The organism is Flavobacterium sp. GW823-FHT06G12, from assembly GCF_058794775.1.
This window is the reverse complement of sequence record NZ_JBXAHE010000003.1, coordinates 346,411-360,878: the sequence shown is the minus strand read 5'-3', so window position 1 is coordinate 360,878 and position 14,468 is coordinate 346,411. Positions and strand designations below refer to the sequence as shown.

Sequence of the window (14,468 nt, the reverse complement as noted above, 5' to 3'; positions counted from 1 at the left end):
AAAACAGATAACCTTACGGTTTTCCACATTGTATGAAAAAATTAACAACATTAACAGAAGCCAAAAACCTTAAGTAATTGTTCTGCAAAACATTGCCAAAATACACTTTAACGAAAATTTGTAAAAGAAAATACTAGATTCTTGCTCAAATTCACCGCAAAAAAGATTTAAAAAACATATTTCTTGTCCTAGATTAAGTCTCTTTTTATAAAACCCTGCCTACATTTGCAGGTAACTCCAATTAAATAGTTGCCAAATTGGTTAACGAGATATTTTGGAGCCAAAAACTTAGTATCTTAGAAACTTAGAAGCTACAAAAATGAAAACGCTACAATTTTTATTACTCGGAAAAAATGAAGCTATTTTGGCCATTTTACTTCGTCTTGTTAATGCAGATGAAAACTGGAATGCAATTGCTTTTAATGATGAAAAAGAAGCACAAGAATACTTTCAAAACCATAAAATAGATATAGTGCTTTTGAGTTCGGCAATTGAAGACCATGTTGAGAAAGAATTTACTTCATTCTGCCTAAAAAACCAGCCAGATGTAGAAGTAATCGAGCATTTTGGAGGCGGAAGCGGTTTATTAAAATCTGAAATTCTGCATCGACTGCATTTGAAAGGAAAGCTTTAAATTTGTGTTTCAAAGCCCTTAAAAAATGGAAAAAACATATTCTGTAGTATTCTACTCAAAACCAGTTGTTGATAGTGTCAAAAAAATGAAAGATTTACTGAAAAGTAAAATTGAATGGTACAACAGCTGTAATTCTGAAGCACATATTACGATTTGTGAATTTAAAATTGAGGAATCTCAACTCGATTCTATAAAGCAAAAGCTAATTAAAATCTGCGATACTTTTACGCCTTCTCAAGTATATTTAGATCATTTTGGTTCTTATGAAAATGCTGGAGCTTTTTTTATTGCTCCAAACGAAGAATCTAAAAACAATCTAAAGCCCATAATGAAAAAGATTCACGAAACACTGAAATCTTTACAGCTCAAAAAAAGTGATGATCCGCATATGTCAATCGGACGAAGATTAACACCCGAAAATCTTAAAATTGCTTTTGAACTTTTTGCTACAATTGCTCTCCAATTTGAATGCAACGAAATTGTTCTAAGGGAATTTGATCCCAAAGTGAAACAGTTTTTTGTGATTGATGCTATTCCTTTTGGAAGCAATCCAGAGCCTGAGTTTGTACAGGGAAGTTTGTTTTAAAGGTTTTGCCGCAAAGGCACTAAGGCACAAAGTTTTTTTGTTTTTGCGAAATTGTTTAACAATAGGTAATCATTTTGGTTATAGCCCGTGATTTAAAACACGGGAACTGTGAATTTGATTTGAATCGCGTTACAATTTGAGGGATCTTAAAAAAAACTTTGTGCCTTAGCGTCTTCGTGGCAAAAAACATTTTTTTGTATATTTGAATTTCGCAATTCATTACGATATGAAATCCCTAGATTCATTTTACCAAGATATTACCGAAGGTTCAACTGTTGACCCCACTTCGTTATTGCCAAACGACATTCAAAAAGAAATAGGCCACTTTAATGTCTTTGATGTAAAGGAACTTTTGGAACGCATGAAAGGAAAACCTGGAATGCCTTATGACAGAAGAGCTTATTACAAAATAAGTTTAATTAGAGGACACAATAAAGCAGAATATGCCGATAAAGTAATCGAAATCGAAAAACAAGGATTGTTATTTGCAACTCCAAAAATTCCGTATAACTATTTACCACAAGACACCAATCAAGGCGGAAAGTTTTGTGTTTTCACAAGTGAATTTTTATCTAAAAACAAAAGTGGAATAGATCTGGACGAATTGCCAATATTTGCTTCAGACGGATATCCAATTTTTCAGCTTTCTGATGACGAAGTGGAAGAAGTTAGTTTGATTTTCAATAAAATACAAAAAGAAATTAATTCTGATTACATTTACAAATACGATTTAATTCGAAATTATGTTGCAGAATTAATTCATTTCGGACAAAAATTACAACCTATTACAGCATTATATTCTAAGCACAATTCAGCAGCTAGAGTTTCTTCTTTATTTGCAGAATTGTTGGAAAGACAATTCCCAATTGAATCGCCAAATCAGCGATTAGAATTGAGAACAGCAAAAGATTTCGCAGCACGTTTATCTGTACATGTGAATCATTTAAATAAGGTTTTAAAGGAAAACACCGGAAAAACCACAACAGAATTAATTACAAACCGATTAACAAACGAAGCTAAAATACTCTTGAAACAAACCGATTGGAATATTTCTGAAATCGCTTATTCACTTGGTTTTGAAGAATTAGCGCATTTCTCAAATTTCTTTAAAAAACAAACCACTTATACGCCGATTGCTTTTAGGAGTTAGTTTTTTTGTTTCAAGCTTCAGGTTTCAAGTTTCAGGTTTCAAGTTTTACGAGTCGCAACCATACTGTTTGTCATCCCGAGGAACGAGGGATCTCCGCAAGAAACTCCACAAAGTTTTGGAATTTGGAATTTCTAAAAATTGGATTTTACTACTCGTGATTTGAATTTCGCAAACATCTATTTGATATTTACAACTCCCCAACTCTACTTCGCTCCTACCTTTGTCTCATCAAATTTAAAGAACGAAAAGATGAAATTATCAGGCAACAAAATTTTAATTACAGGCGGTGCAAGCGGTATCGGACTTGGACTTGCAGAACGATTCATTCAAGAAAACAATACTGTAATTATTTGTGGAAGAAGAGCTTCTCTATTAGCAGAAGTAAAAGAAAAATTTCCAACTGTTATTACCAAAGTATGCGATTTATCTTTAGAAGAAGAACGCATTGCACTTTACGATTGGATCAAAGAAAATCATCCCGATTTAAATGTTTTAGTTAACAATGCAGGAATCCAAAACTGGATGTCGATAACTGATGCTGATTTTTATGAAAACATGAAAAATGAGCTTACTACTAATATTGAAGCGCCTTTACATTTAACTTCATTATTCATTCAGTTGCCATCGCTAAAAACCGTAATGAATACAACTTCTGGACTGGCATTTTCTCCTTTTGCAAAAGTTCCGGTTTATTCGGCTACAAAAGCATTTTTCCGTTCGTTTACGCTTTCTCTTCGTCATTTATTAAAAGAGAAAAATATCGAAGTAATTGAAATTATTCCACCAGCCTTAAACACAGATTTAGGCGGAATCGGACTTCACGATGCGCATCCAAGTGTAAGCAGTTTCATCGAATCGATTTTCGAGCAATTGAAAGAAGGAAAACAAGAATTGACTTTCGGCACAAGCGAAACAAGATTAAACGCAAGCGCAGAAGAGTTGAGAAATCATTTTAATGCAATGCATCCATAATTGTAAGATGTGAAAGGTGAAATGTAAAAAGACAGAGACATTCACATCTAGCATTTCACAACTCACATTTTACATCTAACATTTTACAAATTAAACAATTATAAAAAAATGGCAGTAAATACAAAAATAGCTCTAGTTACAGGCGGTAGCAGAGGTTTAGGGAAAAATATGGCAATAGCAATTGCAAAAAAAGGATTGGATGTAATTATCACTTACAATAGCAAAAAAGAAGAAGCAGATTTAGTTGTAAAAGAAATTGAAAGTCTGGGGCAAAAAGCTGCTGCATTGCAATTAAATGTTGCAGAATCAGGAACTTTTGATACTTTCTTTGAACAAGTAAAAACAGTTTTGAAAGACACTTTTAAAACAGATAAATTCGACTTTTTAGTAAACAATGCGGGAATAGGAATTCATAATTCTTTCATTGGAACAACTGAAGCCGAATTTGATCAATTGACTAACATTCAATTTAAAGGTCCATTTTTCTTAACTCAAAAAGGACTTAACGTAATGAACGACGGCGGCGGAATTGTAAATATTTCAACTGGTTTAGCAAGATTTTCATTCCCTGGTTATGCGGCATACGCTTCTATGAAAGGCGCAATGGAAACTTTAACTAAATATCAGGCAAAAGAATTAGGAGCTAGAAAAATTAGAGCCAATATAGTTGCGCCTGGCGCCATTGAAACTGATTTTGGCGGCGGAGTAGTTCGCGACAATGAACAAATGAACCAACAGATTGCTTCTTTAACTGCTTTAGGAAGAGTTGGATTACCAGATGATATTGGCGGCGTTGTAGCATTTTTATGTACCGAAGAAGCGCGCTGGGTAAATGCTCAAAGAATCGAAGTTTCTGGAGGAATGATGTTGTAAGGAGGTTTCAAGTTTCAAGTTTCAGGTTTCAGGTTTCAGGTTTCACGTTTCAGGTTTCACGTTTCAAGTTTAACCGCAAAGAACGCTAGGGATTACGCAATCCCGATAGCTATCGGGAGCAAAGGTTTTTACATAGAGCTTTGCGAACTTTGCGTTTATATAACATACAGCTTAGAAAAAACCTTGCGCACTTTGCGGTTAAAACACACAAAGAATATCAACCTGAAACTTCAAACTTGAAACCTGAAACAAAAAAACACAAAACAAAACCCGATAAGCTTAAAAAACTTATCGGGTTTGCCATTTCAATAATATTTGAATTAGTAAGGTCTTCTTAATTCTTTTCTATGGAGACATCAAAACCTCCATCTTTATCAAAAACAAGATCATAAAATTTAGCATCTTTTGTTACGCCAACTTCGTAAGTTGTTTTGTTTTTATCGTCTACTACTTTAGCAATTTCTAAAATTGCTTTGGCTTTGTAATTTTTTTTCAAATAAGACTGTGCTTGTACAGGAAGATCTCTAAATGCAATCTGCAATTCAAAAGCTTTCATGTTACCTAAATTATCATAAATCGCAACCGCTTTTGTTGTATTATTTACATTATATCGTGCTTCAAATCGAATCTCATCTGCATCATCTCCAACATATTCTTCAGACCAAACTGGCACTTTTCCTGGATATTCTTTCTCAAAAGCTAATCGAACTTCTTCTGGAGGAGTGATTGCTTTTTTCATATTGGTTCCTTCTTGTGCAATTAAAAAACTACTGCATAAAAAAGTAAAAAGTAAAAGCACGTTTTTCATAGTTTCAATTTTTTAATTAAACTTAAACAACGTATTAAAATTAACACTTTTTTTATTACAATAACAAGAAGAAAATATGATTTTACAAAAAAATAAACTCCTTTAAAGTTGAGCTTAAATCGTGTCTACAATTCAAGCTTTTTTAATCGATCTGTTAGTTCTCTTTTATAAGTAATTCCGATTGGAATTCTTTCGTTTTTAATAACAACAAAATCTTTTTCTGTCGCATCAATTTTATCTAAAGCAACAATGTAAGATTTATGAATACGCATAAAACTCTTTTCTGGCAGGCATTTTTCAAACTCTGTTGTGGTAATAGAAGCCAGATAAGTTCTTTTGGTTGTGTGAAGTTTTACATAATTGCCAAAACTCTGCGCGTATAAAAGCTGATCTAATTCAATATCCATCAAATAACCATCTACTTTTACACTTACCGAATTTACGGTTTCTTCTGCCTTTTGTTTTACACTTTCGGTCGCAAAAAAACGGTCAATTGCTTTTAGAAATCTAGGAAAGTAGATTGGCTTTAGCAAATAATCAATTACGCCGTAATCGTAGCTTTCAAGTGCAAATTCAGAATATGCTGTGGTCAAAATAGTTTTAGGATGCGATGGAAGAATTTTAAGCAGTTCCATTCCTGAAATTTCAGGCATATTGATATCCAGAAACATTAAATCGACTGGATTTTCTCTGAGATAATTCATCGCTTCAATGCCGTTATAGCCTTGAAAAACCAATTCTAACTGTGGATTCTGTTTTATATAATTGGCTAAAACATAATGCGCAGCGGGTTCATCGTCTACGATAATGCATTTCTTTGTTTCTCTCATCCTACAAACTTTTTAAGCTGTATTTCTAAATCTACAATATAAGTCTGTTTATCGTCTTTAACATCTAATTTATAATCTTTCCCATAAATTAAATTTAAACGTTCAATGGTATTTTTTAAACCGATTTTAGTTGAAACCACATCGTTTTTCTTCGGAATTGAATTGGCAACATGAAGATGTAATAATCCGTTTTCAACAGAAATCGTGATTTTTACAAAGCAATTTTCAATAGCACAAGTTCCGTGTTTAAAAGCATTTTCGATAAATGCAATTAACAGCATCGGAGAAATTTTATAAGTGTATTCAATATCTACTTTGCTTTCAAAATGTATGTCACATCTATAACCAACACGTTCTTTTTCAAGCTGAACATAACTGTTTATAAACTCCAATTCGTCTTCTAAAGATACGCATTGTTTACTATTGCTTTCCAATTGATAACGCATTAATTGTGAAACTTTCATAATTAAATCGGGCGTTCTATCGGGAAACTGAAGACTGATTCCGTAAAGGGTATTAAATGTATTGAATAAAAAATGCGGATTTAATTGCCCTTTCAATGAATTTAATTGCATTTGATTGAACAATAAAGCCGCATCGGTTTGTTTTCTGTGAATACGATAAAACTTAAAAACAATAATCGGACTCAGAATGCAGACCAAAGTTCCCAAAACACTAGCCAATTGGTACGCATAACTTCTCTGATGCGAGTTTTGGTATAAATGGCAATTGGCAAACATATCCATTTTTGTAATTTCATACAAAATGACAGAAAATACAAAAACTCCAAATAGCGTTAAAATGATATACGTAAAAGGTTTATTTGCTTTAAATAAAATCGGAAGGAGAAAAAATCGATTAAATTGGGCATGCATGTACAAAATGCAATAAAAAAACACACCCATTGCAATCGAAATGAAAGAACTAAATAACATCCAATCATTTTTTAGGGTATATATTGTAAATGAAAAAAGGACAACGGCAACCTCTTGCCACCATTTGTTATCCAGTATGTTATCAATTCTTTTGTTCATTCTTAATTTTGAAATAGTTTACAAAGTACGAACAATTATTTAATTATTTTTTTCAAAAAATGACCAATTCAATTCGTCATTTACTAGTGCAGTACATCACTTAACCTGACTTTTATCAGTACAAGAGAAATAAATTTGTTGCATCAAAAAACATTTCTATTCACACCTTGAGTTTATGTATTTCAAAAAAATTACCTTATTATTTTTATTGATTTTTGCCTCAATCGGTTATGCTCAAACCCTGTCTTTAAAAGAAGCAATAAAGATAGGTCTTGAAAACTACGGTTCTATCCGAGCAAAAAACAATTACACCAATGCATCAAAAGAGACTCTAAAACAATGTCGTCGTGATTACCTGCCAAACCTTAACTTATCGGCACAGCAGGATTACGGAACCGTAAACGGACAAAATGGACCGTTGTATGGTTTTGGAGGTTTAGGAGTTGCTTCATCAGGACTTCCGTTACCAGAGCAAAACTGGAACTCGGCTTTTGGCGCGCTTTATTTAGTCAACATGAACTGGGATTTTTTCACCTTCGGAAAAACACAGGAAAAAATCAATTTATCTAAAATTGATGTTCAGGCTAAAGAAAAAGATTTACAGCAGGAAAAATTCCAGCAGGAAATCAAAATTTCGGCTGCTTATCTCAATCTATTGGCAAGCCAGAGATTAGTGATTTCGCAGCAAAAAAACTTAGATCGTGCAGAAGTTTTCAAAAAGACTGCTGCCGCGAGAGTTAAAAACGGATTATTGGCAGGAGTAGATTCTACTTTGGCTACTGCAGAAGTTTCTAAAGCTAAAATCGCTTTAAATCTTGCTAGAAACTTCGTTAAAGAACAAAACAACAAATTAGTCGATTTAATGGGTGTTGCACCTCAGGATTTCGTTACAGATACTTTATTTGTAACTCAGATCCCAAAGGAATTAGTAACAAAAGAAGTTACTACAGACAGTCTTCACCCTTTATTACAATTCTATAAAACGAAAATCGATTACAGCAACCAGCAGGTTAAATTGTATAAGAGATTTTATTATCCGACAATGAGTGCTTTTGGGGTTTTACAAACCAGAGCTTCAGGATTTGATAATTCGTACGCAACCAATCAAAATGCTTTTACAAGAAATTATTGGGATGGCGTAAATCCAGATCGTACCAATTATTTAATTGGAGTTGGAATCACGTGGAATTTAACCACGCCATTTAGATCAAGCAAACAAGTAAGTGCTCAGAAATTTGTTTCTCAAGCCATGCAGGAAGAATACAATCAAGCAGATAGAGAATTGAAATCGCAATTGAATTTTGCCGAAGATAAGATCAAAATTACTTTGGAAAATTATGCCGAAGCACCAATTCAGGTTGATGCTGCAAAAAGAGCTTACCTCCAGAAATCGACTTTATACAAAAACGGTTTAACTGATTTGACTGATTTAACACAAACGATGTATGTTTTAAATCGTGCTGAAATCGATCGAGATATTGTCAATAATAACGTGTGGCAATCGTACTTACTAAAAGTCGCTGCGACAGGAAATTTTGACTTATTTATAAATGAATTTTAATTATAAATCCTAATGAATTTAATACGTTTTGCACTCCGCAAACCCATTTCCATTTTAGTATTGGTTGCGGGTCTATTTTTCTTCGGAATTGGTGCCATCAAAGACATTAAGGTAGACATTCTGCCAAAAATGAATTTGCCGGTTATCTATATTGCGCATCCGTTTGGAGGTTACACGCCAGATCAGATGGAAGCTTATTTTGCCAAAAACTACGTAAACGTTTTACCTTTCTCGAATGGTATCAAATCGGTAGAAACCAAAAATATTCAGGGGTTAATGATTATGAAATTAACCTATTATGAAGGAACAAACATGGCTCAGGCTGCTGCCGAGTTAAGTGCGCTTTCCAACAGAATCCAAGCGGCTTTTCCTCCGGGAACACAGCCTCCGTTTATCATTCGTTTTGATGCTTCTTCACTTCCAATTGGTCAATTGGTATTGAGCAGTAAAATACGTTCAAACAACGAATTACAGGATTTGGCCAACGTTTATGTTCGTGCTTCATTTACTGCAATTCCTGGTTTATTATCACCAGCACCTTTTGGAGGAAGCCCTAGAACTATTGAGGTAAACGTAGATCCAGATTTATTGCGTTCTCATAATATGACGCCAGACCAGATTGTTGACGCGATTCGTTTAAACAACCAAACGGCTCCATCTGGAAACGTGCGTATGGGCGACAAAAACTATATTACGCCAACAAATAATACGATTAAAGAAGTTAAAGATTTTGAGCAGATTCCGTTATTCAAAGGCGGTGTTCAGAACTTGAAATTAGGCGATGTTGCGTCTGTAAAAGACGGTGCCGATATTACAGCGGGTTACGCTTTAGTAAACGGAAAACGTTCGGTTTATATTAGTATTGCAAAAGCGGGAGACGCTTCGACTTGGGATGTGGTTCAGAAATTGAAAAAAGAATTGCCTAAAATTCAAAGTACACTTCCTGAAGATGTGAACATTACGTACGAATTTGACCAGTCGGTTTATGTAATCAACTCGGTTAAAAGTTTGATTACTGAGGGAATTATTGGTGCGGTTTTAACGGGATTAATGGTTTTATTATTCTTGGGCGACCGTCGTGCAGCATTAATCGTAATTATGACGATTCCGATTTCGATTATTTCTGGAGTTTTATTCCTGAAATTATTCGGACAAACGATCAACTTAATGTCTCTATCAGGATTGGCATTGGCGATTGGTATTTTGGTGGATGAAAGTACCGTAACCATCGAAAACATTCACCAGCATCTCGACATGGGGAAACCAAAAGCGCTGGCCATTTGGGACGCCTGTCAGGAAATTGCTTTACCTAAATTATTGATCTTACTTTGTATTCTAGCCGTATTTGCGCCAGCATTTACAATGGTTGGTATTCCAGGAGCGTTGTTCTTGCCTTTGGCTTTGGCAATTGGTTTCTCAATGGTTATTTCATTCTTATTATCTCAAACTTTTGTTCCTGTAATGGCTAACTGGATGATGAAAGGACATGAAAAACATGCACACGGACCAGAAATTACAGATGATGAAGCTGAGTTTAACGACAGCGGTATAACGCCAGAATCGGAACAAAACCTAATCACTCAGAAAAAGGATTATGTAGAAAGAGCAGACACTAATAACAACGGAAAAATTAGTGCTTTCGAACGTTTCAAGATTCGTTTCATGCGAACTTTAGACCGTTTGTTTGTTCACAAAAAAGCAACAAGTATTACGTATCTGGTTGTTGCAACTGCTTTGGCAATCTTGTTTATTAGTTTTATCGGAAAAGACGTTTTCCCGAGAACCAATTCAAGTCAGTTCCAATTAAGAATGCGTGCTGTTGACGGAACTCGTTTGGAAAGAACAGAAGAACAAGCTAGAGTTGTTTTGAAAGAATTGGAAAAAATGGTCGGAAAAGAACATATCGGAATTACATCTGTTTATGTCGGACAACACCCTTCTCTATTCTCGATTAACCCGATTTACCTTTTCATGGCAGGTTCTCACGAAGCGGTTTTCCAAGTAAGTTTAAAAGACTATCATGAAGATATGGATGATTTTAAAGATGAATTTAGAGCAAGACTTAAAAAAGTATTACCAGACACTAAACTTTCTTTTGAGCCAATCGAATTGACGGATAAAGTTTTAAGCCAAGGTTCTCCTACTCCAATTGAGATTCGAGTTGCCGGAAAAGACAAAAAGAAAAACGAATTATACGCGACTCAAATTGTAAACAAGTTAAAAGCAATTTCGTATTTCAGAGACGTGCAAATCGGACAGCCAATTCATTATCCAGCAATGAATATTGATATTGACAGAACCCGTGCTGCTGAATTAGGAGTTGATATGAATGATATTTCGCGTTCATTGGTGGCTTCAACCTCATCTTCTCGTTATACAGAGAAAAATAACTGGGTTGATGAAAAAGCAGGATTATCGTATTCTGTTCAGGTTCAAGTGCCATTAAATAAAATGAAAAGCAAAACCGATATTGGAGAAATTCCAGTATTGAAAAACTCGCTTCGTCCTGTTTTAAGTGACGTTGCTAAAATTACACCGGGCTTTGTAAGCGGTGAAAATGATAACTTAGGGGCTATGCCATACATTACCGTTACAGCAAACATCTATAAAACCGATTTGGGGACGGCTTCAAAAGATGTGAGCAAAACAATTAGTTCATTAGGCGAATTGCCTCGTGGTTTGTTTGTTACGCCAATTGGATTAAGTACTGTATTGACCGAAACATTAAGTAGTTTACAAACAGGATTATTGGTTGCCGTATTCGTAATCTTCTTAATGTTGGCCGCTAATTTCCAATCGTTCAAAGTTTCGTTAGTAATCTTAACAACGGTTCCTGCCGTAGTTTTAGGATCGTTATTAATGCTTACTTTAACTGGTTCAACATTAAACTTACAATCGTATATGGGAATCATCATGTCGGTTGGGGTTTCTATTGCCAACGCCGTACTTTTGGTCACGAATGCCGAACAGCTTCGAAAAATAAACGGAAATGCCTTAGAATCTGCTCGTGAAGCTGCTGCGTTGCGTCTTCGTCCGATTATCATGACATCTGTTGCGATGATTATGGGTATGTTGCCAATGGCAATTGGACATGGCGAAGGAGGCGATCAAGTTTCTCCGTTAGGAAGAGCGGTTATCGGTGGATTATTATTTTCTACTTTTGCCGTATTATTAATCCTTCCGCAGATATTTGCGTGGGCACAAGAAAAAACATCGACACAATCTGTTTCTTTAGATCCTGAAGACGAAGAAAGCATCCATTATATCTCATCATTAAAACCAAAAAATGAAAAGTAATATTATAAAATCATCTGCATTATTATTTACAGCACTAGTTGTATTAAGCAGCTGTGAAAAGAAAAAAGAAGAAACTGCGAAAGCAGAAATAGAACCTAAAGTTGAAACTTTCCTTTTATCGAAAGAAAAACTAACAACAGAATTGCGTTTGCCAGCTGAATTAACCGGTTTTCAACAAGTTGATTTGTATGCAAAAGTGAGCAGTTTCGTAAAAACTTTAAAAGTTGATATTGGAACGAAAGTAAAAAAAGGACAGCTTTTAATTGTTTTAGAAGCACCAGAAATAAGCTCGCAAGTAGCAGCGGCTGAATCGAGATTGAAATCTATGGAAGCCATTTACGCAACCAGCAAAAGCACGTACAACCGTTTGTACGAAACCAGCAAGGTTGAAGGAACGATTTCTAAAAACGATTTAGAAATGGCAAGCGGTAAAAAGAATTCTGATTATGCGCAATATCAGGCAGCAATTGCAGCACACAAAGAAATCTCGATCATGAGAGGTTATTTAGAAATTCGTGCGCCTTTTGATGGTGTTGTAGCAGCTAGAAATGTGAATTTAGGAACATTTGTTGGGCCAGCAGGAAAAGGTTCAGATTTGCCTTTATTAACGATTCAAGAGCAAAGCAAATTGCGTTTGGCAGTTTCTGTTCCAGAATTGTATACAGGATATTTGCACCCAGGCGACGAAATGAGTTTTAATGTAAAATCGTTGCCAGATACTTTCTCAGCTAAAATTACCAGAATGTCTGGCGCTTTAGATTTAAAATTGCGTTCTGAAAGGGTCGAAATGGACGTTCATAACACCAAAGGAAATTTATTACCTGGAATGGTTGCCGAAGTTCTTTTACCGCTTAACGCGAAAGACAGCACATTTGTAGTGCCAAAATCGGCAGTAGTAAGTTCTGCAGAAGGAATATATGTGGTAAAAGTAGTAAACCACAAAGCCACAAGAGTTGACATTAAAAAAGGAAGAGAAATCGAAGATAAAATTGAAATTTTCGGTGACTTAACTCCAAACGATAAACTGGTAAAAATTGCCAGCGAAGAAACTAAGGAAGGCGATGTCATAAACGAATAACCTGCGTTTTAGTCTTCAATTTAGTGATTACCAAAAACTGTACGCATTCTTAGGAATGCAAATTTAAAAATTTGCCTAAAAGGGCAGTTCTTCTTTTTGAAGGACTGTCCTTTTTTTGTTTAATAAATTCAGGTAAAAATACGTGGTTGCTGAGATTGATAAATTGATATTTTTGATAACTTAGAAATAACTTAAACTACTAAAAATGAATAAAAAAGAATGGCAAAATCTGTACAACATTTTAGACAAGATTCACTCAGATTTCTTAATGGCATATCCAACATATAAAAATGGAAAAAATAAAAAAATTAGGAATGATGCAGAAAGAGAAGTTGACAGTGCGATTCGTCTAGCAGATATGCATATCAAAAAAAACTGGGAAGTTTATGAACTATATACTGGAGGTCCTAAAGTTTCCGATTATGGTAGAGCAGTTATTTATGAAGAATTTTGCAGGCCTCATTATTTTGGGGGAGATTTAAACAAATTACTAAACCTGATTCAAGAAAAAATAAGAATATTAGAAGATTAAATATTATACTTAGCGAAAGCTTACATACAAATGTTTTCATCGATAGTGTACACGAGCGAAACGCTAATGCAAGTAAATAGGATAATAAATTAAAAAGCTAAAATGTTTCATTTCAATTATTAATTTTTTATTCATCCTTTTATTCATTTTTTAGGATAAGTTTAAAATTCTAACTTCGCAAAAAGAATAAACTATTTTGAAAAAAGAAAAAGTTAAAAATCGAAAAGATTTAGTATTACAAATACTTGAAGAATTAAGTAAAAAACATTATCCCGTAAAACTTGATACTTTGCTTATTGAAATTAAATATACAAAAGGGCAACAATCTTTGCAAGAAGTTTTACAAGAAATGATAAAAAATGGATGGGTTAATATGTTAGAAGAATCTACAAGTTTAGCTATTGACGGTGTTTCAACAATTTTATGTAAATATTCAATCTCTCTTAAGGGTTTAGAATATTTAGAAAATCTTAATGGTAAATCTAAACTATCGATAATTTTTAGTAAGATTCATCTAAAGGAAATTATCATTGGAATAATTATAACTGTACTAGGTGGCCTAGCATTACAGTTTGTAGTGACAAGAACAACATTTAATTTTTTAAATCTAAATAGCTCAAAAATCATTAAACCTTATTTAAAAATCGAAAATTATAGAGTTCCTTCTGAGAATGAAGAATTGTTTACGCTTGATAAGTTAAATATAACTGCGGAATATCAAGGGACTAATTTTGTTTTAGAAAAAGAAATACAATTAATAGATTTTAATATTACTAACGATTACTACTTACTAGAAGGAATCCCTCCCAATTTTGAAATTCTAGAAACATCAATAAACAATCCAATTATCAATGAAACGAATAAAAAAGGAATTTATAATATTCAAATAAAAAGAAAATTAGCTTTCGATGGATTGAAAGTTTTTAATTTTAAAAATTCAGATAAAGAACAAATTGGAAATATTAGATTTCTTTTAAAATATAATATGGAAAATTTAATTTATTCAGATACTTTAATTTCCAAAATATTTATTGAAAAATAAAATACAAATTAATTACAAATTTGAAACATTCGTGCCAGTAAATGGATTTTAAGAATATTTGCAGTATACTT

Annotated in this window: 13 protein-coding genes; 10 read left to right on the top strand and 3 right to left on the bottom strand. The window is 33.8% G+C overall.

The features are described from left to right. The first annotated feature begins 319 nt into the window (after positions 1–319). From AC1Q5Z_RS14265 to AC1Q5Z_RS14245, 5 genes are all read left to right on the top strand, one after another. Entirely contained in the window at positions 320–634 is a 315-nt protein-coding gene (locus AC1Q5Z_RS14265; protein ID WP_343584182.1) for a hypothetical protein, read from the top strand. Between the two features lie 25 nt (positions 635–659). Then, complete coding sequence (locus tag AC1Q5Z_RS14260; RefSeq protein WP_492445488.1) at positions 660–1,220, top strand: 2'-5' RNA ligase family protein; 561 nt, start codon at positions 660–662, stop codon at positions 1,218–1,220. A 226-nt stretch (positions 1,221–1,446) separates the two neighbouring features. Continuing rightward, positions 1,447–2,370 (top strand): helix-turn-helix domain-containing protein, encoded by a 924-nt coding sequence (locus tag AC1Q5Z_RS14255; RefSeq protein WP_492445486.1) that lies wholly within the window; start codon positions 1,447–1,449, stop codon positions 2,368–2,370. A 249-nt stretch (positions 2,371–2,619) separates the two neighbouring features. Next, positions 2,620–3,342 carry an SDR family oxidoreductase gene (locus AC1Q5Z_RS14250; RefSeq protein WP_492445484.1) on the top strand — a complete coding sequence of 241 codons (723 nt, stop codon included), beginning with the start codon at positions 2,620–2,622 and terminating at the stop codon, positions 3,340–3,342. Between the two features lie 108 nt (positions 3,343–3,450). Beyond that, positions 3,451–4,215: an SDR family NAD(P)-dependent oxidoreductase gene (locus tag AC1Q5Z_RS14245; RefSeq protein WP_492445482.1), complete on the top strand. Its 765-nt coding sequence runs from the start codon at positions 3,451–3,453 to the stop codon at positions 4,213–4,215. A 334-nt stretch (positions 4,216–4,549) separates the two neighbouring features. Here AC1Q5Z_RS14245 and AC1Q5Z_RS14240 read toward each other — a convergent pair whose 3' ends face one another. The 3 genes from AC1Q5Z_RS14240 to AC1Q5Z_RS14230 form a co-directional block, all read right to left on the bottom strand. Further along, the gene (locus AC1Q5Z_RS14240) at positions 4,550–5,023 is read right to left on the bottom strand and encodes a hypothetical protein (protein ID WP_492445480.1); all 474 of its coding nucleotides are present in this window, start codon (positions 5,021–5,023) and stop codon (positions 4,550–4,552) included. Between the two features lie 125 nt (positions 5,024–5,148). Further along, complete coding sequence (locus tag AC1Q5Z_RS14235; RefSeq protein ID WP_492445478.1) at positions 5,149–5,853, bottom strand: LytR/AlgR family response regulator transcription factor; 705 nt, start codon at positions 5,851–5,853, stop codon at positions 5,149–5,151. Then, complete coding sequence (locus AC1Q5Z_RS14230; RefSeq protein ID WP_278021134.1) at positions 5,850–6,887, bottom strand: sensor histidine kinase; 1,038 nt, start codon at positions 6,885–6,887, stop codon at positions 5,850–5,852. The genes AC1Q5Z_RS14235 and AC1Q5Z_RS14230 overlap by 4 nt, the downstream gene beginning before the upstream one ends. Before the next feature lie 175 nt (positions 6,888–7,062). Here AC1Q5Z_RS14230 and AC1Q5Z_RS14225 point away from each other — a divergent pair, with 175 nt between their 5' ends. The 5 genes from AC1Q5Z_RS14225 to AC1Q5Z_RS14205 all read left to right on the top strand — a co-directional run bounded on the left by AC1Q5Z_RS14225 (position 7,063) and on the right by AC1Q5Z_RS14205 (position 14,397). Beyond that, positions 7,063–8,448, top strand: coding sequence for a TolC family protein (locus AC1Q5Z_RS14225; RefSeq protein WP_492445476.1), 1,386 nt, complete (start codon positions 7,063–7,065; stop codon positions 8,446–8,448). 12 nt (positions 8,449–8,460) lie between these two features. Continuing rightward, on the top strand, positions 8,461–11,745 hold the full coding sequence (locus AC1Q5Z_RS14220) for an efflux RND transporter permease subunit (RefSeq protein WP_492445474.1): 3,285 nt from the start codon (positions 8,461–8,463) through the stop codon (positions 11,743–11,745). Then, on the top strand, positions 11,735–12,823 hold the full coding sequence (locus AC1Q5Z_RS14215; protein WP_492445472.1) for an efflux RND transporter periplasmic adaptor subunit: 1,089 nt from the start codon (positions 11,735–11,737) through the stop codon (positions 12,821–12,823). Before AC1Q5Z_RS14220 ends, AC1Q5Z_RS14215 begins: the two co-directional genes overlap by 11 nt. A 205-nt stretch (positions 12,824–13,028) precedes the next feature. Then, positions 13,029–13,355 carry a hypothetical protein gene (locus AC1Q5Z_RS14210; RefSeq protein ID WP_492445470.1) on the top strand — a complete coding sequence of 109 codons (327 nt, stop codon included), beginning with the start codon at positions 13,029–13,031 and terminating at the stop codon, positions 13,353–13,355. A 196-nt stretch (positions 13,356–13,551) separates the two neighbouring features. Then, positions 13,552–14,397 (top strand): hypothetical protein, encoded by an 846-nt coding sequence (locus AC1Q5Z_RS14205; RefSeq protein WP_492445468.1) that lies wholly within the window; start codon positions 13,552–13,554, stop codon positions 14,395–14,397. Positions 14,398–14,468 lie beyond the last annotated feature (71 nt).

What these genes read in the sequence shown, in the direction of transcription:
- AC1Q5Z_RS14265 (WP_343584182.1), top strand. Translation starts at nt 320, where the DNA reads ATGAAAACGCTACAATTTTTATTACTCGGAAAAAATGAAGCTATTTTG.
- AC1Q5Z_RS14260 (WP_492445488.1), top strand. Translation starts at nt 660, where the DNA reads ATGGAAAAAACATATTCTGTAGTATTCTACTCAAAACCAGTTGTTGAT.
- AC1Q5Z_RS14255 (WP_492445486.1), top strand. Translation starts at nt 1,447, where the DNA reads ATGAAATCCCTAGATTCATTTTACCAAGATATTACCGAAGGTTCAACT.
- AC1Q5Z_RS14250 (WP_492445484.1), top strand. Translation starts at nt 2,620, where the DNA reads ATGAAATTATCAGGCAACAAAATTTTAATTACAGGCGGTGCAAGCGGT.
- AC1Q5Z_RS14245 (WP_492445482.1), top strand. Translation starts at nt 3,451, where the DNA reads ATGGCAGTAAATACAAAAATAGCTCTAGTTACAGGCGGTAGCAGAGGT.
- AC1Q5Z_RS14240 (WP_492445480.1), bottom strand. Translation starts at nt 5,023, where the DNA reads ATGAAAAACGTGCTTTTACTTTTTACTTTTTTATGCAGTAGTTTTTTA.
- AC1Q5Z_RS14235 (WP_492445478.1), bottom strand. Translation starts at nt 5,853, where the DNA reads ATGAGAGAAACAAAGAAATGCATTATCGTAGACGATGAACCCGCTGCG.
- AC1Q5Z_RS14230 (WP_278021134.1), bottom strand. Translation starts at nt 6,887, where the DNA reads ATGAACAAAAGAATTGATAACATACTGGATAACAAATGGTGGCAAGAG.
- AC1Q5Z_RS14225 (WP_492445476.1), top strand. Translation starts at nt 7,063, where the DNA reads ATGTATTTCAAAAAAATTACCTTATTATTTTTATTGATTTTTGCCTCA.
- AC1Q5Z_RS14220 (WP_492445474.1), top strand. Translation starts at nt 8,461, where the DNA reads ATGAATTTAATACGTTTTGCACTCCGCAAACCCATTTCCATTTTAGTA.
- AC1Q5Z_RS14215 (WP_492445472.1), top strand. Translation starts at nt 11,735, where the DNA reads ATGAAAAGTAATATTATAAAATCATCTGCATTATTATTTACAGCACTA.
- AC1Q5Z_RS14210 (WP_492445470.1), top strand. Translation starts at nt 13,029, where the DNA reads ATGAATAAAAAAGAATGGCAAAATCTGTACAACATTTTAGACAAGATT.